The 22,043-nt window shown below is 66.9% G+C and carries 19 protein-coding genes; 8 read left to right on the top strand and 11 right to left on the bottom strand.

The genetic code is table 11. The annotated features are described in order from the left end of the window. Positions 1 to 108: 108 nt before the first annotated feature. Positions 109 to 744, top strand: coding sequence for a DUF2461 domain-containing protein (locus tag BS38_RS0122290; protein ID WP_028272761.1), 636 nt, complete (start codon positions 109 to 111; stop codon positions 742 to 744). Positions 745 to 800: 56 nt separating this feature from the next. Here BS38_RS0122290 and BS38_RS0122295 read toward each other — a convergent pair whose 3' ends face one another. The 8 genes from BS38_RS0122295 to BS38_RS0122330 form a co-directional block, all read right to left on the bottom strand. Beyond that, positions 801 to 1,406, bottom strand: coding sequence for a TetR/AcrR family transcriptional regulator (locus BS38_RS0122295; RefSeq protein WP_028272762.1), 606 nt, complete (start codon positions 1,404 to 1,406; stop codon positions 801 to 803). A 62-nt stretch (positions 1,407 to 1,468) separates the two neighbouring features. After that, positions 1,469 to 3,049, bottom strand: coding sequence for an amino acid permease (locus BS38_RS0122300; protein WP_028272763.1), 1,581 nt, complete (start codon positions 3,047 to 3,049; stop codon positions 1,469 to 1,471). A 294-nt stretch (positions 3,050 to 3,343) separates the two neighbouring features. Continuing rightward, complete coding sequence (locus tag BS38_RS0122305; RefSeq protein WP_028272764.1) at positions 3,344 to 3,751, bottom strand: DUF779 domain-containing protein; 408 nt, start codon at positions 3,749 to 3,751, stop codon at positions 3,344 to 3,346. After that, positions 3,751 to 4,773 carry an alcohol dehydrogenase AdhP gene (gene adhP / locus BS38_RS0122310; protein WP_028272765.1) on the bottom strand — a complete coding sequence of 341 codons (1,023 nt, stop codon included), beginning with the start codon at positions 4,771 to 4,773 and terminating at the stop codon, positions 3,751 to 3,753. Before adhP ends, BS38_RS0122305 begins: the two co-directional genes overlap by 1 nt. Before the next feature lie 137 nt (positions 4,774 to 4,910). Next, positions 4,911 to 6,434: an acetaldehyde dehydrogenase ExaC gene (gene exaC / locus BS38_RS0122315; protein WP_028272766.1), complete on the bottom strand. Its 1,524-nt coding sequence runs from the start codon at positions 6,432 to 6,434 to the stop codon at positions 4,911 to 4,913. Positions 6,435 to 6,560: 126 nt separating this feature from the next. Next, positions 6,561 to 7,964 (bottom strand): helix-turn-helix domain-containing protein, encoded by a 1,404-nt coding sequence (locus tag BS38_RS0122320; RefSeq protein ID WP_028272767.1) that lies wholly within the window; start codon positions 7,962 to 7,964, stop codon positions 6,561 to 6,563. Positions 7,965 to 8,101: 137 nt separating this feature from the next. After that, positions 8,102 to 9,568: an FAD-dependent oxidoreductase gene (locus BS38_RS0122325; RefSeq protein ID WP_028272768.1), complete on the bottom strand. Its 1,467-nt coding sequence runs from the start codon at positions 9,566 to 9,568 to the stop codon at positions 8,102 to 8,104. Between the two features lie 68 nt (positions 9,569 to 9,636). Then, the gene (locus BS38_RS0122330; protein ID WP_028272769.1) at positions 9,637 to 10,647 is read right to left on the bottom strand and encodes a DNA topoisomerase IB; all 1,011 of its coding nucleotides are present in this window, start codon (positions 10,645 to 10,647) and stop codon (positions 9,637 to 9,639) included. A 168-nt stretch (positions 10,648 to 10,815) separates the two neighbouring features. On the opposite strand from BS38_RS0122330, the gene rarD reads away from it, so the two are divergent. After that, positions 10,816 to 11,838, top strand: a complete 1,023-nt coding sequence (gene rarD / locus BS38_RS0122335; RefSeq protein ID WP_442853359.1) for an EamA family transporter RarD — start codon at positions 10,816 to 10,818, stop codon at positions 11,836 to 11,838. Between the two features lie 127 nt (positions 11,839 to 11,965). On the opposite strand, the gene BS38_RS0122340 is transcribed toward rarD, so the two are convergent. From BS38_RS0122340 to BS38_RS0122350, 3 genes are all read right to left on the bottom strand, one after another. Continuing rightward, complete coding sequence (locus BS38_RS0122340; RefSeq protein ID WP_028272771.1) at positions 11,966 to 12,835, bottom strand: universal stress protein; 870 nt, start codon at positions 12,833 to 12,835, stop codon at positions 11,966 to 11,968. Positions 12,836 to 13,075: 240 nt separating this feature from the next. Continuing rightward, entirely contained in the window at positions 13,076 to 14,446 is a 1,371-nt protein-coding gene (gene gabT, locus BS38_RS0122345) for a 4-aminobutyrate--2-oxoglutarate transaminase (RefSeq protein WP_028272772.1), read from the bottom strand. Between the two features lie 96 nt (positions 14,447 to 14,542). Next, positions 14,543 to 15,973: a gamma-aminobutyraldehyde dehydrogenase gene (locus tag BS38_RS0122350; protein ID WP_028272773.1), complete on the bottom strand. Its 1,431-nt coding sequence runs from the start codon at positions 15,971 to 15,973 to the stop codon at positions 14,543 to 14,545. A gap of 167 nt (positions 15,974 to 16,140) precedes the next feature. Between BS38_RS0122350 and BS38_RS0122355 the strand changes: the two genes are divergently transcribed. The 6 genes from BS38_RS0122355 to BS38_RS0122380 all read left to right on the top strand — a co-directional run bounded on the left by BS38_RS0122355 (position 16,141) and on the right by BS38_RS0122380 (position 22,036). Continuing rightward, on the top strand, positions 16,141 to 17,583 hold the full coding sequence (locus tag BS38_RS0122355) for a PucR family transcriptional regulator (RefSeq protein ID WP_028272774.1): 1,443 nt from the start codon (positions 16,141 to 16,143) through the stop codon (positions 17,581 to 17,583). Between the two features lie 79 nt (positions 17,584 to 17,662). Next, complete coding sequence (locus BS38_RS0122360; protein WP_028272775.1) at positions 17,663 to 18,895, top strand: MFS transporter; 1,233 nt, start codon at positions 17,663 to 17,665, stop codon at positions 18,893 to 18,895. Further along, positions 18,892 to 19,572, top strand: a complete 681-nt coding sequence (locus BS38_RS0122365) for a FadR/GntR family transcriptional regulator (RefSeq protein WP_028272776.1) — start codon at positions 18,892 to 18,894, stop codon at positions 19,570 to 19,572. Before BS38_RS0122360 ends, BS38_RS0122365 begins: the two co-directional genes overlap by 4 nt. A gap of 103 nt (positions 19,573 to 19,675) precedes the next feature. Continuing rightward, positions 19,676 to 20,842: an AI-2E family transporter gene (locus tag BS38_RS0122370; RefSeq protein ID WP_028272777.1), complete on the top strand. Its 1,167-nt coding sequence runs from the start codon at positions 19,676 to 19,678 to the stop codon at positions 20,840 to 20,842. Positions 20,843 to 20,897: 55 nt separating this feature from the next. Beyond that, the gene (locus tag BS38_RS0122375) at positions 20,898 to 21,206 is read left to right on the top strand and encodes a hypothetical protein (protein ID WP_197025019.1); all 309 of its coding nucleotides are present in this window, start codon (positions 20,898 to 20,900) and stop codon (positions 21,204 to 21,206) included. Positions 21,207 to 21,208: 2 nt separating this feature from the next. Next, on the top strand, positions 21,209 to 22,036 hold the full coding sequence (locus BS38_RS0122380; protein ID WP_028272779.1) for a DUF1206 domain-containing protein: 828 nt from the start codon (positions 21,209 to 21,211) through the stop codon (positions 22,034 to 22,036). Positions 22,037 to 22,043: the final 7 nt, after the last annotated feature.

The raw sequence follows: 22,043 nt of genomic DNA on the forward strand, positions 1-22,043 counted from the left end.
CCCCGCTGCGGACCATCCGCGGCGGGGTGTTCTGCGTCCGCATGCCGTTTTCCACATACGGGACCCGGGCCACTGGCCCGGCAGGCGACGCCGCCCTAGGCTCCCTACATGAACACATTCGCCGGTATCCCCGCCGCTGCTTTCGGCTTTTATGCCGAACTTGAGCAGAACAACAACCGGGAGTGGTGGCTGGCGCACAAGCCCAGCTACGAAACGCTCGTCCGGGAACCGCTGACTGCCCTGTTGGCCGGGCTGGAGCCGAGGTTCGGGCCCGCGAAGATTTTCCGGCCCAACCGGGACGTCCGGTTCTCCCCGGACAAGTCGCCGTACAAGACGGCCCAGGGCGCCCTCGCATCGTTCCAGGAGGGGGTGGGCTACTACGTGCAGATCAGCGCCGACGGGCTCCTGGTGGGCGGCGGCTGCCATTCGAGCTCACCGGCCCAGCTTGCCCGTTTCCGGAATTCCGTGGACGCCACCGGAACGGGCGAATCCTTGGAGCAGATCGTCCGCAGGGTTGCCGAGGCCGGCTTCACTGTGGAAGGGGAACGGCTCAAGACCGTGCCCAGGGGCTTCCCGCGCGACCATCCCCGGGCGGAGCTCCTCAAACACAAGTCGCTGTCCGCCAGCCAAGGGCTGGGTGAACCGGACTGGCTGTCCACGCCTGCGGCCACTGAGGAAATCGGCCGCCTCTGGGACGAGCTGAGGCCGCTCGTTGAATGGATGGGCCGCCACGCCGCGCCCTAAACTCACACCTCCTAAGGCGTCAGACGAGCGTTGGGCGTCAGACGTGCCCTTGGGCGTCAGACGTGCTGGCCGTCGGTGGCCAGGCGGTGCTCAAGGTTCGAGAAGAAGACGGCCACCATCAGTTCGAAAGCCTTGGTCGCTTCCTCAGGCTGGTTCATCACCACAAAATCGAACTGCAGCCCGTAGAACGTGGAGGTGAAGAGGCGGGCGTCGGTGTCCGCGTACTCGGGTCGGATGCCCTGTACCACCAGCCAGTCGCGCGCTTTGTCGTGGAGCATGCGGAAGTGGTCCTGCGCTGTTCCGCGGGGCGAGGCCGCCACGACGTCCTGCGCGGTGGCCTCGAATTCCAGCCTTGCCAGGTGCCGGTTCCGCTGGGCCATGGTCCACTGCCAGGATTCCATCAGGAAGGACCGCCAGGCCTCCCGGTCAATGTCGCGCACGTCCGTGGTGCGCATGCTGTCCAGCCGGGACTCGATGGACCGGATGATCTCATTGACCAGCTGTTCCCGGTTGCCGAAGTGGTAGACCAGAACGTAGGAGCTGATGCCCAGGCCCTCTGCGAGGCTCCGGAACGTGAGCTCGGCCAGGGTCTTGTCCATCAGGTAGTCCTGGATGGCGGACAGCAGCTCCGCCTTGCGCTCGGGTTTAACAGCTCTGGCCATGACTCCATCTTATGGAGTCATGGCCAGACCGACTTCCGCGGGGCCCGCGGGACGGCGTGAGATCAGTTACGCGTGAGCGCTTCCTCGTCCTCGTCCTCGTCCTCCGGGTTGGCCTTCGGAGCGGCCTTGGGGGCGGCTTCCGGGGCGCCGTTGACGGCGGCCTTGGCTTCCGCGAACTTCTCGTTCAGCCGGGAGTGCCTCTGGCCGTAGGAGAAGTAGATGGCCACGCCGATGACCAGCCAGATGGCGAAGAAGATCCACGTCTCGACTGCCAGGTTGGTCATCAGGTAGAGGCACAGCAGCGCGGACACCACCGGGAGGACCTTGCCGAACGGGACGCGGAAGGCCGGCTTCAGGTCCGGGCGCTTCTTCCGCAGGACCAGGATGCCCAGGCTGACCATCACAAAGGCGGACAGCGTGCCGATGTTGATCATTTCCTCGAGCAGGTCCACGTTGGTCAGGCCTGCCACGACGGCCACAGCCGCGCCGCAGATGATCTGGAGGCGGACCGGCGTCGCACGGATGGTGCTGGTCTTGGACAGCGAGCGCGGCAGCAGGCCGTCGCGGCTCATGGCCAGGACCACGCGGGACAGGCCCATCAGCAGCACCATGATCACCGTGGTGAGGCCCACCAGGGAGCCGAACGCGATGACCTTGGCAGCGTCGGTGTTGCCCACGGCTTCGAAGGCGGTGGTCAGTGTGGGGTTCTTGGCCTCGGCCAGCTCCGTGTAGGACACCATGCCGGTCAGGGCGAGTGACACCAGGATGTAGAGGACGGTGACGATCGCCAGGCCGCCGAAGATGCCCCGCGGCAGGGTCTTCTGCGGGTTCTTGACCTCTTCGGCCGAGGTGGCCACGACGTCGAATCCGATGAAGGCGAAGAAGACGAGCGCGGCGCCGGCGAAGATGCCCAGGGTGCCGTACTGCGCCGGAACGGCTCCGGTCAGGAACCCGAAGAAGGACTGCTTGAGTACGTCGGCGGTGCCCGAGGCGGCCGTGGGTTCGGAGGCCGGAACGAACGGCGAATAGTTCTCGACCTTCACGTAGGTGAAGCCGACCACGATGACGAACAGCACGACGGCGATCTTGATCAGGGTGAAGATGTTGCCAACGCGGGCGGACAGCTTTGTCCCCAGCACCAGCAGGACGGTGAAAACGGCCACGATCAGGAAGGCGCCCCAGTAAAGGTCGATGCCGCCGAGCGAGATGGCGGGCGGAATGTCCACGCCCATGAGCGCGAAGACCTTGCTGAGGTAGATGCCCCAGTACTTGGCGATCACGGCACCGGCGGTGAAGAGTTCCAGGATGAGGTTCCAGCCGATGATCCAGGCCAGCAGTTCACCCATGGTGGCGTAGGTGAAGACGTAGGCGGAACCGGCCACCGGAATGGCGGTGGCAAACTCGGCGTAGCACATGATGGCCAGCGCACACGTGACGGCGGCAATGGCGAAGGAAATTGTCACGGCGGGGCCGGCGAAATTCGCGGCGGCCTTGGCTCCGACAGAGAAGATCCCGGCACCAACGGCGACGGCGACGCCCATGATCATGAGGTCCCACGTGCTCAGGGAACGCTTCAGCTTGCGTCCGGGTTCATCGGCGTCGGCAATCGACTGCTCGATGGATTTCGTCCGGAAAAGGTTCATAGGAAAGTCCACAATCTCGATAGCTTGCTGGAAACAGACTTATCAAGAGTAGTGTCCATCCAGTGGACGGTCACATTTATCCCAGATAGTGAGACGCGCGTAACGGCTCGGAACGACGATCTCGGCGGTCCGGACCGGCGATTCCGACGCGGGAACGAGACGCGGGAACGAGACGCGGGAACGAACAGTTGCGGCCCCTCGGGAGAGGGGCCGCAACTGTTCGTTCGCGCTGTGTTTCGGCGCCGTGTTCGGGCGGGGCCGCTACCGGGCGGGGCGGCTACCGGGCGGGGCCGCTCAGGACGGCCAGTCCATCAGTGTTGACCGGATGAGGAACCGCTTCCCTTCCGGCGCCTCCACCGAGAACCCGCTCCCCCGGCCCTGCACCACATCCACTGTCAGGTGGGTGTGGCTCCAGTAGTTGAACTGCTCCCTGGACATCCAGAACTCGAGCGGCTTCGGCTCCACACCGTCGGCGATGTCGAACAGCCCCAGGAGGACGTCCGCCTCCGCCGTGATGAAATCACCCGCCGGGTAGCACATGGGCGAGGAGCCGTCGCAGCAGCCGCCGGACTGGTGGAACATCAGGGGACCGTGCTGGCCCCACAACATCCGGAGTAGTTGGACGGCCTCCCCGGTGAGCGCCACCCGGGAGAAGTCCTCCCCGGGCAGCGTCACCGCGGCTTCGAGCCTGGTATCGGGCATCAGAACCTCAGCACCACACGGCCGTCGATCTTGGCGTGCTTCATTTCGTCCAGGACCGCGTTGACTTCGGAAAGGTCCCGGGTGGAAACCGTGGGGTGGATCTTGCCCTGCGCGTAGAACTCCAGGGCTTCCTCGAGGTCCTGCCGGGTTCCCACGATCGAGCCCCGGACGGTCAGGCCCTTGAGCACAATCTCGAAGATCGGTGCCGGGAAGTCGCCCGGCGGGAGGCCGTTGAACACGATCGTGCCGCCCCGCCGGGCCATCCCGATCGCCTGCCCAAAGGCTGACGGGTGCACTGCCGTGACCAGGACTCCATGGCAACCTCCGGTTTCACGCTGAATGACTTCCACCGGGTCCTCATGGAGGGCGTTGACGGTCAGTTCGGCGCCGTGTTTCTTGGCTAAGGCGAGTTTGTCGTCGGCGATGTCCACTGCGGCAACCCGCAGGCCCATGGCCACGGCGTACTGGACCGCGATGTGGCCCAGGCCGCCGATACCGGAAATGGTGACCCATTGGCCCGGCTTGGCCTCCGTCATCTTCAGGCCCTTGTAGACGGTGACGCCGGCACAAAGCACCGGGGCGACCTCCACCGGGTCCGAGCCCGCGGGGATGCGGGCGGCAAAGCGGCTGTCCACCAGCATGTACTGCCCGAAGGAGCCGTCCACGCTGTACCCGGCATTCTTCTGCGCTTCGCACAGGGTTTCCCAGCCGGTGCGGCAGTACTGGCAGTCGCCGCAGGCGGACCAGAGCCAGGCGTTGCCTACGAGGTCTCCGACGGCGAGGTCGGTGACACCGTCGCCGAGCGCTACCACTTCGCCCACGCCTTCGTGGCCGGGTACAAAGGGCGGCGACGGCTTGACCGGCCAGTCCCCTTCGGCGGCGTGCAGGTCCGTGTGGCACACGCCCGTGGTGATGACCTTGACCAGCGCCTGTCCGCGGCCCGGGGTGGGGACGGGGATGTCCTGGATCTGGAGGTCTTTTCCGAATTCTGTCACTACGGCTGCTTGCATTGTCGTCGTCATTGGCGAAATCCTTGCGTCGTTAAAGCGTTGCTTTAGGGATCGGGCTGTAGGGGTGTTGCTGCCTTCCTGAGGGGTGTCCAGGTGGTGCGGGCGGGAACGGATGCGTGCAATCCGTCCCCGCCCGGGCTTGGTGCGGCCTAGAAGAAGCCGAGCTTGTTTTCGTTGTAGCTGACCAGCAGGTTCTTGGTCTGCTGGTAGTGGTCCAGCATCATGGAGTGGTTCTCACGTCCGATGCCGGAGGACTTGTAGCCGCCGAACGCGGCGCCGGCCGGGTAGGCGTGGTAGTTGTTGACCCAGACGCGGCCGGCCTGGATCTCGCGGCCGGCGCGGTAGGCCACGTTGCCGTTGCGGGACCAGACACCGGCGCCAAGGCCGTACAGGGTGTCGTTGGCGATGCCCATGGCGTCGTTGTAGTCGCTGAAGCGTGTCACGGAAACCACCGGGCCGAAGATCTCCTCCTGGAAGATCCGCATCTTGTTGTGGCCTTCGAAGACGGTGGGCTGGACGTAGAAGCCGCCGGCCAGGTCGCCGGGCAATTCAGCGCGGCCGCCGCCGGTGAGCACCTTCGCGCCCTCCTGCTTTCCGATGTCGATGTAGGAGAGGATCTTCTCCAGCTGGTCGTTGGAGGCCTGGGCGCCCACCTGGGTTTCGGTGTCCAGCGGGTTGCCCTGGATCATCTTCTCCACCCGTGCCACGGCGTCGGCCATGAAGGAGTCGTAGATGTCCTCCTGGACCAGGGCGCGGGACGGGCAGGTGCAGACTTCGCCCTGGTTGAAGGCAAACAGGGCGAAGCCCTCCTGCGCCTTGTCGTAGAACGCATCGTTGTTCTCGGCAACGTCGTTGAAGAAGATGTTGGGGCTCTTGCCGCCCAGTTCCAGGGTGACCGGGATCAGGTTCTGGGACGCGTACTGGCTGATCAGCCGGCCGGTGGTGGTTTCACCGGTGAAGGCGATCTTGCGGATCCGCGGGCTGGAAGCGAGCGGCTTTCCGGCTTCGACGCCGAAGCCGTTGACCACGTTGACGACGCCTGCAGGCAGGATGTCGCTGATGAGCTCCATCAGGACGAGGATGGACGACGGCGTCTGCTCGGCCGGCTTGAGGACCACGGCGTTGCCGGCGGCGAGTGCCGGGGCGAGCTTCCAGACGGCCATCAGGATCGGGAAGTTCCACGGGATGATCTGGCCCACGACGCCGAGCGGCTCGTGGTAGTGGTACGCGGTGGTGTCGTCGTCGAGCTGGGACAGGCGGCCTTCCTGGGCGCGGACGGCGGAGGCGAAGTAGCGGAAGTGGTCTGCGGCCAGCGGAATGTCCGCATTGAGCGTTTCGCGGATCGGCTTGCCGTTGTCCCAGGACTCGGCGACGGCGAGCATCTCGAGGTTTTCGTCGATGCGGTCCGCGATCTTGTTCAGGATCGCCGCGCGCTCCGCAACGGACGTCTTGCCCCAGGAGGGTGCGATCTTGTGTGCGGCGTCCAGTGCCAGTTCGATGTCCTCGGCCGTGCCGCGGGCCACCTCGCAGAATGCCTTGCCGGTGACCGGGGTGATGTTCTCGAAGTACTGGCCCTTGACGGGGGCAACCCACTCGCCGCCGATCCAGTTCTCGTAGCGGTCCTTGAACGTGACCTTCGAACCCTCGGTACCGGGCTGTGCGTAGACAGTCATTGCTAGCTCCTTTGCTGTGCAAGATGATTGGCGGCCAGTGCTGGCGGCCGCCGTTGCATTCAGCGTAGGAGCGGGGAGGTTGCAGTCAGGTTGCAACCTAAGTGACCCGGCTCACGTTGCGGGAGGTCAGGCGCTCAGTTCGGTTTCCAGCCGTTCAAGATCGGCGACGACGGCGGCCCGCTTGGGCGAGCGCGGCGGAAGGAGCCGCAGCGCGGCGGTGCGGACGCCGACGTCGTTCTTGGCTTCCGGCAGTTCCGCGTACTTCAGCAGCGCGTCGGCGCTGCCGTCGGTGAGCACCGCTTCGCGCAGCAGCGAGGAGACGCGGTCCCTGAGGTCGACGATGCCCGGCGCTTCCGAGCGGGGCAGCACGGCGCCGCGGTAGATCTCCAGTGCGATGCGGTGGGCACCGCGCTGCAGGCAGTTGAGGACCTGGCCGGAGTCCGGCATCAGGTCCATCGGCAGCCGGTAGGGGCGGGAGCCGGGGACGGCCTCCGGGCTGAGCTGTTGGAGGACCTTGCGCAGGCGCACCATCTCGGGCCGGAGCGTCATGGAGGAGCCGTCGCCCGGATACAGCAGCGTGCAGAGTTCCTCCGCGCTGAGACCGTCCGGGTGGACGCTGAGAAGCGCCAGGATTTCGCTGTGCCGGGCCGAGAGCGCCACGGTGCGGCCCTCGATGCTGAGCAGTGCCTGGTCCCGGCCCAGGATCTGGAGGCTGTTGCGGTAGAGGCTGCCGGTGCCGGCAGCGGACGCCGTCCGCCCGGCGGAAGCCGCGGACCGCCGTCGGGCCGGTGCCGCCTGGCGCGCGGCCGCCAGCTGGAGCCGCTCCACGCGCAACTGGGCCTGGGCCGCGGCAACGGTGGCCTCCACCAGTGAGAGTGTGTGCGGTGCGACGGCGGATTCGGTGCCGGTAATGTCCACCACCCCCAGCAGGGCGCCGGAATCGGGATCGTGGAACGGCACAGCCGTGCAGCTCCAGGGGTGGACGGAACGCTTGTAGTGTTCAGCACCGGAAATCTGGATGCTGCGGCCCAGGGCCAGGGCTGTGCCCGGAGCGCTGGTTCCCACGCTGGCCTCGGACCAGTCGGCGCCGGCCACGAACATCATGCCCTCGGCCCGGCGCTGCGTCACGGCGTCGCCCTCCACCCAGAGGAGCCGGCCCACGTCGTCACCCACGGCGATCAGCAGTCCGCTGTCGTGGCTGGGCAGGACCAGGAGCTTATGGATGACGGGCATGATGGTGGCCAGGGGATGCTGGCTGCGGTATTCGTCCAGCTCTTCCCGGTCCATGGCCAGCGGCGCTTCCGGGTTGTCCGGATTCGCCCGGAACTGGACTGAGCGCTGCCAGGATTCCTCCACGAGGCTGCGCAGGCCGGGCACACGAACGTTATTGGCCTGGCCCGAGGTGCCGGCACTGAGCGGGCCGGGTCCGGCCAGCAGCTCGTGGCCCGCGAGGGCGTGCCGCTGGAGCAGTGCCGCAGCGTCGCGGCTGTCCGCGCTGCCGGGGACGGCCGGCTGCATTGTTTTCCTCATTGGACTCCCCTGCCGGCACAACAGTGTGCCAGGCGTGACGGCATGCCGAAGTGGCTTGGTCCGGACAGTCTAGTTCCCGCCCCGCGCCGCCGCCACCGGTCAGTGGGCGCCGGTCAGTGCACCCTCCAGGAGCGGGGTCAGTCCCCGGCGCTGCGGGAGATGCGGATCATTTCCTCGCGCGGCACAACCTTCACCCGTTCACGCACGACGCCGGTATCCGCTTCCGCTTCCGTCCACGCCTTCCCGAGGGCTACTTCGTGCGCGTCGAGCCTGTTCCAGCCTTCCCAGGTGGTGTACTCCACACCGCGCTCCTCGAGCAGGGCGATGATGGCGTGCGGATCCGGGTTCTGCGCCGGCGGCAGGGTCAGCCGGTCCTCGAGCAGGCAGCCGATGGTCTCCAGGGCATCGCCCTTCGTGTGCCCGATGAGGCCGACCGGACCGCGCTTGATCCAGCCGGTGGCGTAGATCCCCGGGACGGGATTGCCGTCCCGGTCGAGGACCCGGCCGCCCTCGTTGGGGATGACGCCTGCCTTGGCGTCGTATTCGAGTTCGTCCAGCGGCGATCCGTGGTACCCGATGGCCCGATAGACAGCCTGGACGGGGTAGTCGATGTACTCCCCGGTGCCTTTGACGTTGCCTGTGCCGTCCAGCTGCATCCGCTCAAACTTGATGCCCGCAACCTTGCCGGCGGCAGCACTGTTGCCCGCGGCGGACGGTTCGCCGCTGTAGATTTCGACCGGGCTGTGCAGGAAGTGCAGGTGAAGCCGGCGGGAGGAGGGGACTTCGGCTTCGGCGTGCTCTTCGACCAGCCAGTTGGTCATGGTGTTCACCATGGTCTTGGTCTGGTTGTTGGTGCGGATGGCTTCCTCGGAGGCTTCGTCGAACTCAAAGTCCTCCGGGTACAGCACGATGTCCACGTCCTTGGCGTGGCTGAGTTCACGCAGTTCCAGCGGGGTGAACTTCACCTGGGCCGGGCCGCGGCGGCCGAAGACGTGCACGTCCGTGACAGGGGAGTTCTTCAGCGTCCGGTAGACGTTGTCCGGGATTTCCGTGGACAGCAGCTCGTCGGCGTGCTTCACCAGCATGCGGGCCACGTCCAGGGCCACGTTGCCGTTGCCGATCACGGCGATTTCCTTGGCGTCCAGCGGCCAGTCACGGGAAACGTCGGGGTGGCCGTCGTACCAGGAAACGAAGTCGGCGCCCCCGTAGGAGCCCTCGAGTTCGACGCCGGGAATGTTCAGGTCCGCGTCCTTGATGGCGCCCGTGGAGAAAATCACGGCGTCGTAGAAGGCACGGAAATCATGGAGTTTCAGGTCGCGGCCGTAGGTCACGTTGCCGAGGAAGCGGATGTCGCCGCGGTCCAGGACTTTGTGCAGGGCGTTGACGATGCCCTTGATGCGCGGATGGTCCGGAGCCACGCCATAGCGGATCAGGCCGTACGGCGCAGGGTAGGCCTCGAAGAGGTCGATGCTGACTTCAAAGTCGCCGTCCTTGACCTCGTTGGACTTGGTCAGGATGTCCGCAGCGTAGACGCCGGCCGGCCCGGCGCCGACGATCGCGACGCGGAGTGGACGTTTGGGGGTGGTTTCGGCCGAATTGGACACCGGGAGCCCTTCCAGAACTGAGAGACTGCGCCAGGTCACTTAGCGCACAATTCCCCCATTCTAAGTGGTCAGCCCGCTTTCCTCGGGGAGTTATTGAGGGATACGACGTCGCCCTCCCGGTACAGCAGGGCGCGCAGTTCGGATTCGGCCGAGCCCGTCCGGTGCGGGTCGATGGTCTCCCCCGCGGAAAAATGATCCAGCAGCCGGGGATCCACATAGCTTTTCCGGGCGATCGACGGCGTGTTCCCCAGCACCGCCGCAGCGTCCTGCATCGCCAGGCTGATGGCGCGTTTCTTCGCGGCCACCGTCGCCTGCGGCCCGGACCGGGCGAGGCTGACGGCCGCCGCCACCGTGCCCCGGAGGGTGCGGAAATCCTTGGCCGTGAAGTCGGCGCCGGTGCGTTCCTTCACGTAGTCGTTGATCTCCGCACTGCCCACGGGATGCCAGCTGCGTCCGTTCTTGTACGCCAGGAGCCTGGCGTTACCACCGCGGCGCTTGAGCGTACGGACCAGGGCGGCGAGGTCGGCGTCGTCGATTTCCGAGTCCCAGGTCTTGCCGCTCTTGGCGGGGAAGCTGAGCCGGAGGGCGTCCTGCTTCACTTTCACGTGGGCGCACAGCAGGGTGGCCAGGCCGTGGCTGCCGTTCTCGTTGGTGTATCGTTCCGATCCGACCCGCAGCGATCCGCTGTCCAGCATCCGGAAGGCACCCGCCAGGACCCGTTCGCGGGAGAATCCCTCGCTGCGGAGGTCCATGGTGACCAGCCTGCGCGCGCCCGGCAGGGATTCGGCGAGCTGAAGGGCACGGTCGAACTTGAGCCGGTCCTTCTTCTCGCGCCAGGCCGGGTGGTAGATGTACTGCCGGCGGCCCACGGCGTCCAGTCCGGTGGCCTGGATGTGGCCGTTGTCGTAGGGCGCAATCCACACGTCTGTCCAGGCCGGCGGAATGCCGATGCTCTCCAGCCGCTCCCGGACAGGACCCGGGGGCAGGGTGGAACCGTCCAGGTCGCGGTACGTGAAGCCGGTGCCCGCGGCCAGCCGCCGGTAGCCCCTCCCCGAGGCGTTGCTGTGGCGGAGCCTCACCGGGGGGCCTGTTCAGGATGCGAGTTCATAGTGGTAAGCGTACTGAGTACCGCAAGACCCGGGGATACCGTTCCCGGAGGATCGGCACCGTGTTGGCGGAATACCGCCGGCGGAGGTGGTGTTATTGATCGTGTGCCTACACCCGACGGAACCGCCACCCCCACTGCCATGACCGCACCGGGCCGCCCTGTTTCCGGTGCCGCGTCCCACGGCGCGTCCGGCGGACAGCCGCCACGCCCCGGCGTCGCGCTTAAGGCAGTGGACAAGGATACGACGGCGGGTGTCCTCTTCGGGATCGGCGCGTACGGACTCTGGGGGCTGCTGCCCCTGTACTTCTTCGTGCTGCAGCCCGCCGGTGCAGTGGAAATCGTGGCAAACCGGGTGGTGTGGTCGCTGGTGTTCTGCACGCTGCTGGTGACGGTTACCCGTTCCTGGGGCGTCCTGGCGGCAGCGTTCCGTGACCGTGCCATTTTCGGCACGTTGTCCATCGCCGCAGCCCTCATCGCAGTGAACTGGCTGACGTATACGTACGGCGTGACCACCGGCCAGGCCGTGGAGGCTGCCCTGGGCTACTTCATCAACCCCCTAGTCTCCGTCCTGCTGGGCGTGTTCGTGCTGAAGGAAAAGCTGCGGCCGCTCCAGTGGGCCGCCGTCGGCATCGGCTTCGTTGCTGTGGTGGTCCTGACGTTTTCGTACGGCAAACTCCCGTGGATCGCGCTGACGCTGGCGGTGAGCTTCGGCCTCTACGGCTTCGTGAAGAAACGGATCGGTCCCAAGGCTGACGCAGTGACCAGCCTGACGATGGAGACGGTGGTGCTCACTCCCCTGGCGGCCGCTACGATGATCTTCCTTGCCGTCAGCGGCACCAACACCCTCGGAACCCAGGGCTCCACGCACTTCTGGCTGCTGGTTTCCTCGGGCGTGATCACGGCCGTTCCGCTGCTGTTCTTCGGAGCGTCCGCCCGCCGCCTGCCCATGACCACCATCGGGCTGCTGCAGTACTTCGCGCCCGTGCTCCAGTTCATCGTTGCCCTGGTGGTGTTCAAGGAGGCCATGACCCTGGACCGCTGGATCGGCTTCGGCGTGGTGTGGCTGGCCCTGCTGGTGCTGACCGTGGACATGCTTGCCGCGACGCGCCGGAACTCCGTGGCCCGGAAGCGTGCGCTGCGGGAAGCGCGAGCGGACACTTAAGCCCCGCGTCCTCAGCGCGAACGGGCAGATAATGCCCTGTTTTTCGCTTTTTGAGGGCATTATCTGCCCGTTCGCGCTCTGCTTCGAGGCCGCAAATGCCCGTTCGCGCTGGACGTGCCGCGGCGGGTCAGGGCGCCATAGCCGTGTCCACCCGCTCGTACTCGCGCGGGATGACCACCATGGGCACGGGCAACGCGCGGAGCACCTTGTTGGCCGTGCTGCCAATGAACAGCTTATTCTTCTCCGCCAGGCGCGAGGACCCCACAATCAGGATCTCGCCGTCGTCCCATTCAAGGTCGTCGATGCACTCCTCGATGGTGCGGCCGTGCGCCACTTCCACCGTGACGTGGTGCCCCTCAGGCAGGCGGCGCGACGCTTCGGTGAGCACGGTGTTCGCGTGGATGTGAGCCGCGTTGACCACTTCGCCCGGGTCCCCTTCGGCGTCGAGCTCCACCAGGGAGACCATCCGCAGCGGCACGCTCCGGCGTCCGGCCGCCCCGATGGCGACGTCGATCGCCGCTTCCGCGCCGGCACGCTGGCCGACGGCGAGGGTCAGCCGGGTGATGGCCTCCGTACGGCGGTAGCCGCGCGGAGCCAGCGCGACGGGCACGGGCGAAGCATGCAGGAGTCCGTTGGCCACGCTGCCCACGGTGTGGCGCTTGAACAGGCCGTTGCTCGCCGCCCCCACCACGATCAGCGCGGCGTCGTGGTCAACGGCGGCTTCGATCAGTCCCGCGGCGAACGAGTCCGCGTGCCGCGCGTGGAACTCCACGGGGACATCGTCCGGGACCAGGCTGAGTCCTTCGCGCTGTGCGTCCTGCACGGACTTCTCGTTGGCGAGGACATGCCCGCTCGCCACGTCCTGGGCAACATGCAGCCCCTTGTCCACTACAAAGACCAGATCCAGCTGCGCGCCCTGCGCCCGGGCCAACGCGGTGGCCAGGGCAACGGCATCCGCGCCGCGTTCGTTTGGTGTGTAGCCAACTACGTATCGCATGGGTGAACCCCTCTTTGGGTCTGGGGCAGAATCCAGCCTCGCCCGGGGTTCCCGGGCGACGTCGGCCGGTCTGCGTTCCTGCAGTGGTACTGCTGACTCTAGCCCACACGGGCACCAATGAGGGGGGACATTTTCCACCGGAAAACACGGAGAGCCGCGGACCATCGGTCCGCGGCTCTCCGGCTGTCATGACAGTGGCTAGGCGTGCGCCATCACTGGCTAGGCGTGCGCCATCACTGGCTAGGCGTGCGCCTTGATGGCGGCGGCCAGCACCTCGAGGCCGTCCAGCAGCAGCTCGTCGCCGATGACCAGCGGGGGCAGCAGCCGGATGACGTTGCCGTACGTGCCGCAGGTGAGGATGATGACGCCTTCCTTGAGGCAGGCGGCTGCAACGGCCTTGGTCAGCTCCGGGTTGGGTTCCTTGGAGCCGGCCTGCACGAGCTCGATGGCCAGCATGGCGCCGCGGCCGCGGATGTCGCCGATCACGGACTTCTCCGAACCGGCAAGCTCAGCCTGCAGTTCGCGAAGGCGGCCGGTGGCCAGTTCCTCGATGTGCTTGGCACGGCCGTTGAGGTCGTATTCCTCCATGGAGCCGATCGACGCGAGGGCCGCGGCGCAGGCCACCGGGTTGCCGCCGTAGGTGCCGCCGAGGCCGCCCGGGTGGACGGCGTCGAGCAGGTCTGCGCGGCCGGTGATCGCGGAGAGCGGCATGCCGCCGGCGATGCCCTTGGCCATGGTGATGATGTCCGGGACAACACCCTCGTGGTTCACGGCGAACCATTCGCCCGTGCGGCAGAAACCGGACTGGACTTCGTCGGCAATGAAGACGATGCCCTTGTCCTTGGCCCAGGCGGCCAGTGCCGGCAGGAAGCCGTCGGCCGGGACGATGAAGCCGCCCTCGCCCTGGATCGGTTCGATGATGATCGCAGCCACGGACTCGCCGCCGATCTGCTTCTCGATCATGGTGATGGCGCGCTTGGCGGCCTCTGCACCGGTGATCGAGGGGTTTTCCTCGCGGAACGGGTAGCTCATGGGCATGCGGTAGACCTCGGGCGCGAACGGGCCGAAGTTGGTCTTGTACGGCATGGCCTTGGCGGTCAGGGCCATGGTCAGGTTGGTGCGGCCGTGGTATGCGTGGTCAAAGGCGACGACGGCGTCACGTCCGGTAGCGAGGCGGGCCACCTTGACGGCGTTTTCCACTGCTTCGGCACCGGAGTTGAACAGGACCGTGCGCTTCTCGTGGTCGCCGGGGGTGAGGCGGTTCAGCTGCTCGGCGACGGCCACATAGCCTTCGTACGGGGTGACCATGAAGCAGGTGTGGGTGAAGTGCTCCACGGCTTCCTTCACGGCGCCGACGACGGCGGGATCGGACGCCCCGACGCTGGTCACCGCGATGCCCGAGCCGAGGTCGATGAACGAGTTGCCGTCGACGTCGTGGATGATTCCGCCGTCGGCGTCCGCCACGAAGACGGGGACGCTGGAGGCGACGCCGGCTGCCACAACGGCCTTCCGGCGTTCGGTCAGGGCGACGGACTTGGGGCCCGGGAAGTCGGCCTGGACGCGGCGTTTCTGCTCGAGACGGAAGGTGAGGTCATGGGCGGTTGCAGTCATGGGAATGCCTTTCTGGACTGGGTGGGGCCACGCCGGCCGGGTTCCCTGGCCGAAGCGAAGCGAGGTTAGGGTGCCGGTGGGGATTATGCGTCTGAGTTATGCGTCGAGCGCAGACATCACGTGCTTGATGCGCGTGTAGTCCTCGACGCCGTACATGGAGAGGTCCTTGCCGTAGCCGGACTGCTTGAAGCCGCCGTGCGGCATTTCAGCGGTCAGCAGGATGTGGGTGTTGATCCACACCGCGCCGAAATCCAGGTCGCGGCTGACGCGCATGGCCGTGCCGTGGTCGGTGGTCCAGACGCTGGAGGCCAGGGCGTAGTCGACGTCGTTCGCCAGCTCCACGGCTTCGGCCTCGGTGCTGAACTTCTGCACGGTGATGACCGGCCCGAAGGTTTCCTTCTGGACAATGTCGTCGGTCTGCTTGGCGCCGGTGATGATGGTGGGCTCGAAGAAGAAGCCCTTGTCCCCCGCCCGGTGGCCGCCGGTGACAATATTGCAGTTCGCAGGCAGGTGCTCCACCACCGACGTCACGGCGTTGAAGTGGTTCACGTTGTTGAGCGGGCCGAAGTAGTTGTCCTCGTCATTCTGCGAGCCGGTGTGCAGGGTCTTGGTGTGTTCCACCATGGCTGCCACGACGTCGTCGTGAACGGAGTCTTCCACCAGAACGCGGGTGATGGCGGTGCAGTCCTGGCCGGCGTTGAAGAACGCGAACTCGGCGATGGCCGCGGCGCTCTTCTTGATGTCGGCGTCCTTGAAGACGATGGCCGGGGCCTTGCCGCCGAGCTCCAGGTGGGCGCGCTTGAGTCCCTTGGCGGCACCGGAGGCCACGGCGATGCCGGCCCGGACGGAGCCGGTGATGGAGACAAGGCCGGGGACCTTGTGCTCCACCATCATGGCGCCGGTTTCGCCGGTGCCAAGCACCACGTTGAGGACGCCGGCCGGGAAGATCTCCCCGGCGAGGCGGGCGAGGACCAGGGTGGACTCGGGAGTGGTGTCCGAGGGCTTGAGCACCACGGTGTTGCCGGCGGCGAGCGCGGGGCCGATCTTCCAGATGGCCATCAGGAACGGGTAGTTCCAGGGGGCAACCTGGGCCACGACGCCGATGGGCTCGCGGCGCACGTAGGAGGTGTGGCCCTCGAAGTACTCGCCGGCCGACTTGCCTTCGAGGATGCGGGCGGCGCCGGCGAAGAAGCGCAGCTGGTCGGCACCGGCGGCCACTTCCTCGGAGGCGATCAGCGAACGGACCTGGCCTGTGTTGCGGTGCTGGGCTTCGACGAGTTCATCGCTGTTGGCCTCGACGGCGTCCGCAAGCTTGAGCAGCATCAGCTGGCGCTGCGCCGGGGTGACGTGCTTCCAGGTCTTGAAGGCATCCTTGGCAGCGGTCATGGCGGCATCGACGTCGGCCTGGACGGAGATGGGCGATTTCGCCACCACCTCACCGTTGGTGGGATTCACGATGTCCAGCAGACCGGTTCCGGCGGGCGTGACGAACTCGCCATTGATGAAGTTCTGCAAGGTTTGGACCACGGTGTTCAACCTCTTTCATGCTGGTTTCTGTAACCGGTTCTGCCACCGGCCCAGTGTTGCGACTGCTCCTGAGCCTATGCCAGGGCCACTACGCAGGGAATAGCCACCTGCACACCATCCGCCGAATCCTTTAGTGCGGTTGCCCAGCGCGCAGTTATCCTGAATCCATGGCAATTTCCCTCGCCGCCCTGCTGGGCGTCCAGTCGCTCAAGCTCGTCAAATCCGGCCTCGCCGAGACGACGTGGCACCAGGACATCCACTGGGTTGCCGTCACCGAGCAGGAGGACCCACAGCGCTTCCTCAACGGCGGCGAACTGGTCCTCACCACCGGGATGCGGCTGAAGTCCGCCCCGGACCAGCGCCGCTTTGTACGGCAGGTGCAGCGGGCAGGCGCAGTGGGGATCGGCTTCGGGATCGGTCTGACGCACGACGCCGTTCCGCCGGCGCTGATTGCCGAGGCCAACCGCTGGGGCCTTCCCGTGGTGGAAGTCCCGTACGAGACGCCGTTCATTGCAATCACCAAGCTGGTGGCGGATGCCCAGTCCGCGGACCACTACGCGAAGCTGGAACGGCTCATCGCGGGACACCAGATCCTGGCCCGCGCCCTGCTGACCGGCGGGGGACTCTCCGAGCTGCTCAAGAATCTTGGCTCCATGCTGCGCACGGACATTATCCTGACCCAGTTCACCGCCCAGCTGTACAACAGCGTTGCCGGCAACCCCGCCCCCACGGCCGATACGTGGGCCTCCTACCCCATCCCCACCGGCCGGCGTGACGCGTGCACCCTCTGGGTCCGGCAGCCGTTCGAGGACTCCGGCATCGTGGGTTATGCCCAGAACCTCATCAGCGTCGAGTTGAACAACATGGTCAAGCAGCGGCAAGCGCAGCGGGCGCTGTCCGGCCAGGTCCTGGAGGACGTGATCCACGGGACCCTGGAGTCCAGTGAGGCGGCCCGGCGGCTTGCCGGCATCGGCATCAACAGCACCCGCAAAAGCGTGGTTATCCTCGCCGAGTCCGCGGCGCATCCCAAGCAGCTGGTGAGTTCCTCGATGCCGCGGCCGCTGGAGCACGGCGTGACCGCCGTCGTCGGGAAGGACCTGATCGTCGTTGTCCAGGACGACGGCAGCGGGGCGGCAGCCCTGGCCAAGCACCTCAGCGACCACCTGGCCGAGGCCGGCATCCACGCCACGATCGGCATTGGCGGCGCCTACACCAAACCCAACGGGGTGCGCTGGAGCTACTTCGAGGCGCGCGACGCGGCCAGCCACGGCCTGCCCGTCAACGAGCCCGAGCGCCTCAGCCTCACGTCGCTGCTCCTGGCCAGCGAGGATGTGCCGCTGGCGGACATGGCGAACGAGTCCCTCAACCCGCTCCGGAACTTCGACGCCCTGCACGGCGCCGAGCTGATGGCCACGCTGGAAAGCTACCTGAACAACAACGGCTCGGTGGCTGCCGTCGCCGAAGAGCTGACGCTGCACCGCAACACCGTCCGGTACCGGCTGGCGCAGATCACCGAGCTGACCGGCTATGACCCCGCCCAAACCCAGGACCGTGTGCAGCTCTGGCTAGCCCTGGCGGTGCAGCGGCTGAACCAGCGCCAGCAGCGTTAGGCGCCGTCCAGCCGTCGCCGTCCGGAGATGTTTGCCACATCTTTACAAACATCAAACGTCTAACGTCTAATGTTTAAGTATGGCAACCACGACGACGGCGGCACCGCCCGGAACTGACACCCCACCTGCCGAGCGGGCAAAGGCAGCCCGGCCCCGCGCCGTCGTCGTCTTCGGAATCATCGCCTTTGTGCTGATCGGACTCAACCTCCGCGCCGGGATCACCGGGGCCTCGGCCCTGCTCCACGACCTCCAGGAAGTCCTGGGCTACGGTGCGTTCGTTGCCGCCGTCATCCCCTCCGTTCCCACGCTGTGCTTTGCGGTGGCGGGTGCGGCCACGTCCTGGCTGACGCGCCGGATGGGCGTGGAAAAAGCCATCCTGCTGGCCCTGGGAATGCTGGCCGCCGGCCTCATGGTCCGCGGCATCCCGTCCACGGGCATGCTGCTGGCCGGAACCGTGGTGGGGATGTCCGGGCTCGCCGTCTGCAATGTGGCCATGCCGTCCTTCATCCGCGAGCACTACGCGGACCGCACCTCCCTCATGACGGCCCTCTACACGGTCACCATGACCACGGGCGCCACGGCCACGGCCGTGATGGTGGTCCCGGTGGCCCAGCTCCTGGGATCGGCGTCGGCGGGGCTTGGCTCCATCGGGCTGCTCTCCGTGGCCGCCTTCCTCGGCTTCCTCCCGGTGGCACTCCACGCGCACCGGAACGCCACCCCCGGCCAAGGCGCCAGCATCTCCCCGTGGCCGCTGATCCGGACCCGTAAGGGCGCGCTGCTCACCGCCATCTTCACGCTCCAGGCACTCCTCGCCTATGCGGTGCTGAGCTGGTTCCCGTACATGCTCACCACCACCGGTCTCACCGCGACGGACAGCGGCCTGATGTACGGGCTGATGCAGCTGGTCTCCGTTCCGGCGGGCATGGTGCTCCTGGCCATCGGCTCCCGCCCGCGGATGCTCCGCCCGGCCTTCTACCTGGCTAGTGTCACCATGCTCCTGGGCATTACCGCCCTGATGCTGCTGCCCGCATCACTGGCCGCCGTTCCCGCCGCGCTGCTGGGGTTCGGCCTGGGCATCTTCCCGCTGGTCATGGTAATGATCAGCCGGAGCGGCCGGTCGACGGCGGAAACCACCGCCATGTCCACGCTGGCGCAGTCCGTGGGGTACCTGCTGGCCACAGCGGGCCCGTTCGGCATGGGCCTGCTGCACAGCGCGACGGGCGGCTGGACCGTCCCGTTGATCCTGCTGCTGGCCATCGCCCTGACCCAGATCGTGGTGGGGCACCTCCTGACGGCAAGGACCAAGCCATGACCCTCACCGCCTCACCCCGGCCTGTACTGGCAGACGAAATCACGGACAAGCTCCGCGAGATGATCCATTCCGGCGAATGGCAGCTGCAGCAGAAGATCCCCGCAGAGCCGGAGCTGATGGCCCGGCTGGGCGTGTCCCGGGGCACGCTCCGCGAGGCCATCAAGGCGCTGGCCCACAGCGGCATGCTGGAGGTCCGCCGCGGCGACGGCACCTACGTCCGGGCCACCAGCGAGATCTCCGGCGCGGCCCAGCGCATGTACAAGGACCACACCCAGGAGCACATCCTCGAAGTCCGGGTGGGGCTGGACACCCAGGCGGCCCGCCTGGCCGCCCGCAACGCACAACCCGAACACATCGCCGCCATGAAGGCGCTGCTGGCGGAGCGGCGCGACGCCTGGAACGCTGAGGACTACCCCGTCTGGGCCCGCGCCGACTGGGACTTCCATGTGCTGGTGGCGCAGGCTACGGGGAATCCGCTGCTGCATGAGCTGTACGTCAGCTTCGGCGGCGTGTTCCATGCCGACCTGCTTCGGCAGCAGCGCCGCAGCGGCTTCAACGGGCTCCCCGACGAAGGGCACGGCGAGCTGGTGGATGCCATCGAGGCGCACAACGAAGCGGCTGCCGTGGACAGCGTCAACCGGAACCTGAACTCCTGCGCCGAGTGGCTCGGCGTGTAGCCGGAGCCGTAACTCAGTAGGCTTAGCTATTTGGGGAGTTCCTATCCCGGCCGCAGCCGGTCCGGGCGTCCCGTTCCTGCACGCTGACGAATTGGAGTACCCCTTGGCCAGATCAGTCGACATCACGGTGGACGGCAAACGCCCGGACCCCTGGACAGACGGCCTGGGCAGGGTGGGCGTACGCTCGGCCCAGATCCTGCTGATCCTCACTGTTGTGGTGGTGTCCGTCTTCGCTCTGCTGCAGATCCGGCTCCTGGTCATTCCCGTGCTGATCGCCCTGATCCTGGCGGCCGCCATCATGCCGTTCGTCAACCTCCTGAAGCGCCGGGGCCTGCCGGCCTCCGCGGCCACTGCAGTGGCCTTCGTGGGCTTGCTCGCCGTGCTGGCCGGTGTCACCACCGTGATTGTCGCCTCCATCCGCAGCCAGTGGGCGGACCTTGCAAGCCAGGCGTCGTCGGGCCTGGACGAACTGCAGTCGTTCCTGCTCAACGGCCCCATCCCCGTGGACGGGGAGCAGATTGAACAGGCACGGGCGGCCATCGTGGAATTCGCCGCCAGCAGCCAGGTCCGCTCCGGAGCCATCACGGGACTGTCCGTCATCACCGAGTTCCTCGCCGGAGCCAGCCTCATGGTGGTTATCCTTTTCTTCTTCCTCAAGGACGGGGCGGCGATCTGGAACTTCTTCCTGCGGCCCTACACCGGCGCCCGCGAAGCCAAGCTGCGCCGCTCGGGCGCACGCACCATTCAGGTTCTGGGCGATTACGTGCGCGGGACAGCCATTGTGGCCCTGGTGGACACGGTAGCCATCGGCACGGCACTGCTGGTCCTCGGGGTCCCGTTGGCCATCCCGCTGGCCATCATCGTCTTCATCGGCGCTTTCGTCCCGATCGTGGGAGCCACCGTGGCAGGCATCCTCGCGGCGCTGGTGGCACTCGTCGCCAACGGACCCGTGGTGGCGCTGATCGTGGTGATCGTGGTGATCGCCGTCAACCAGCTCGAGGGCAACCTGCTTCAGCCCGTCGTGATGGGCAAGTCGCTGCAGTTGCACGCCCTGGTCATCCTGCTGGCTTTGACGGCAGGGACCATCCTCGCCGGCATCATCGGCGCCGTACTGTCCGTCCCGCTGGCAGCCGTCATCTGGGCGATCGTCCAGGTCTGGACCACTGACGCCAGGGAACCGGAACCGGCAGGCTCAGCAGCGGCCGATGACCAAGCAGATCCGGCCGATGCCGACCCGGACCTTGCTGCCGCGGACACCGGCCGGTCCTAGCAGCACCCGCCGACTGATAGTAAGCACCCTTATCAATATCTTGGTAGGGTGGGGCATGCGTAAAATCAGCACCATGAACGGAACGGGAACTCTCTTTGGCTGGGCCTTCGGCGACCCGGCACGGTCCGGCGATGAGTCGTACGTCGAGGAACTGCGCCGGGAAGCTCTCGCCAACGCCAGCCAGGACGCCAAGTCGCGGGGTTTCGGCGTCGAGGAAGGCACCGAAAGCTACACGGTCATCAACCCGGCCGACACCCTCGCGGACGTCCACACGGCACCGGACCGGCTCATCGTGCGCTGCACAGTGAAACTGACCGGCCCGGGCGCCGAAAACATCCACGCCGAAGGCCCCATGAACGGCTAGCGATGCCTGATGACGATACGGCCCTCGGAGAAGCCGCCAACGCGGCCGAGGCGGCGTCCAACACCAAGGTGCTGGACGTCGTCGCACGTTCCGGGTTTGCCGTAATGGCCCTGCTCCACATCGTGATCGGGGCCATCGCCATCGCCTTGGCGCTGGGCCAGCCGGGGCAGGCCGAGCCGACGGGGGCCATCGAACAGCTCGCGGCGAATCCGTGGGGCCCCGGCGTGATGTGGGCCTGCCTGGTGGGCTGCGCCGGCTTGTCCCTGTGGCAGCTCAGCGAGGCCACCCTGCGCGCCCGCCACCTGCCGGCAGGCCAGCGGATCGGCAAGCTCGTCTCCTCCGGTTTCCTGGCCGTGGCCTACGGCAGTGTGGGGCTCACGTTTGCAGGGTTCGCGGTCGGCCTCCGCGGCGACTCGGGCGATTCCACCAGGGATTTCAGCACCGCCCTGGTCCAGGGACCTGCCGGTGTGCCGGCACTCATCGCGCTGGGCCTGACGGTCACCGGCGTCGGAGTCTATTTCATCGTCAAGGGCGTCCGGAAACAGTTCAAGGAGGAACTGCATCACTTCGAGGGCTCCCGGCGCGGACGCATGATCAGTGCGCTGGGCGTGGCCGGCCACGTGGCCAAGGGCATCGCCCTGATCCTCGCGGGCATGCTGTTCGTGGTGGCAGCCGCCACCAACCGGCCCGGCGACGCCACCGGGCTGGACGGCAGCCTCAAGGCGCTCCGGGACCATCCGGCGGGGCCGGTCCTCCTGCTGGCCATTGCCGCCGGCCTCATCAGCTACGGGCTGTTTGCGTTGCTCCGGGCCCGGTTCGGCCGGATGTAGCCGGATG

This window comes from Arthrobacter sp. UNC362MFTsu5.1, assembly GCF_000685965.1.
In the GTDB taxonomy this organism is placed as follows: domain Bacteria; phylum Actinomycetota; class Actinomycetes; order Actinomycetales; family Micrococcaceae; genus Arthrobacter.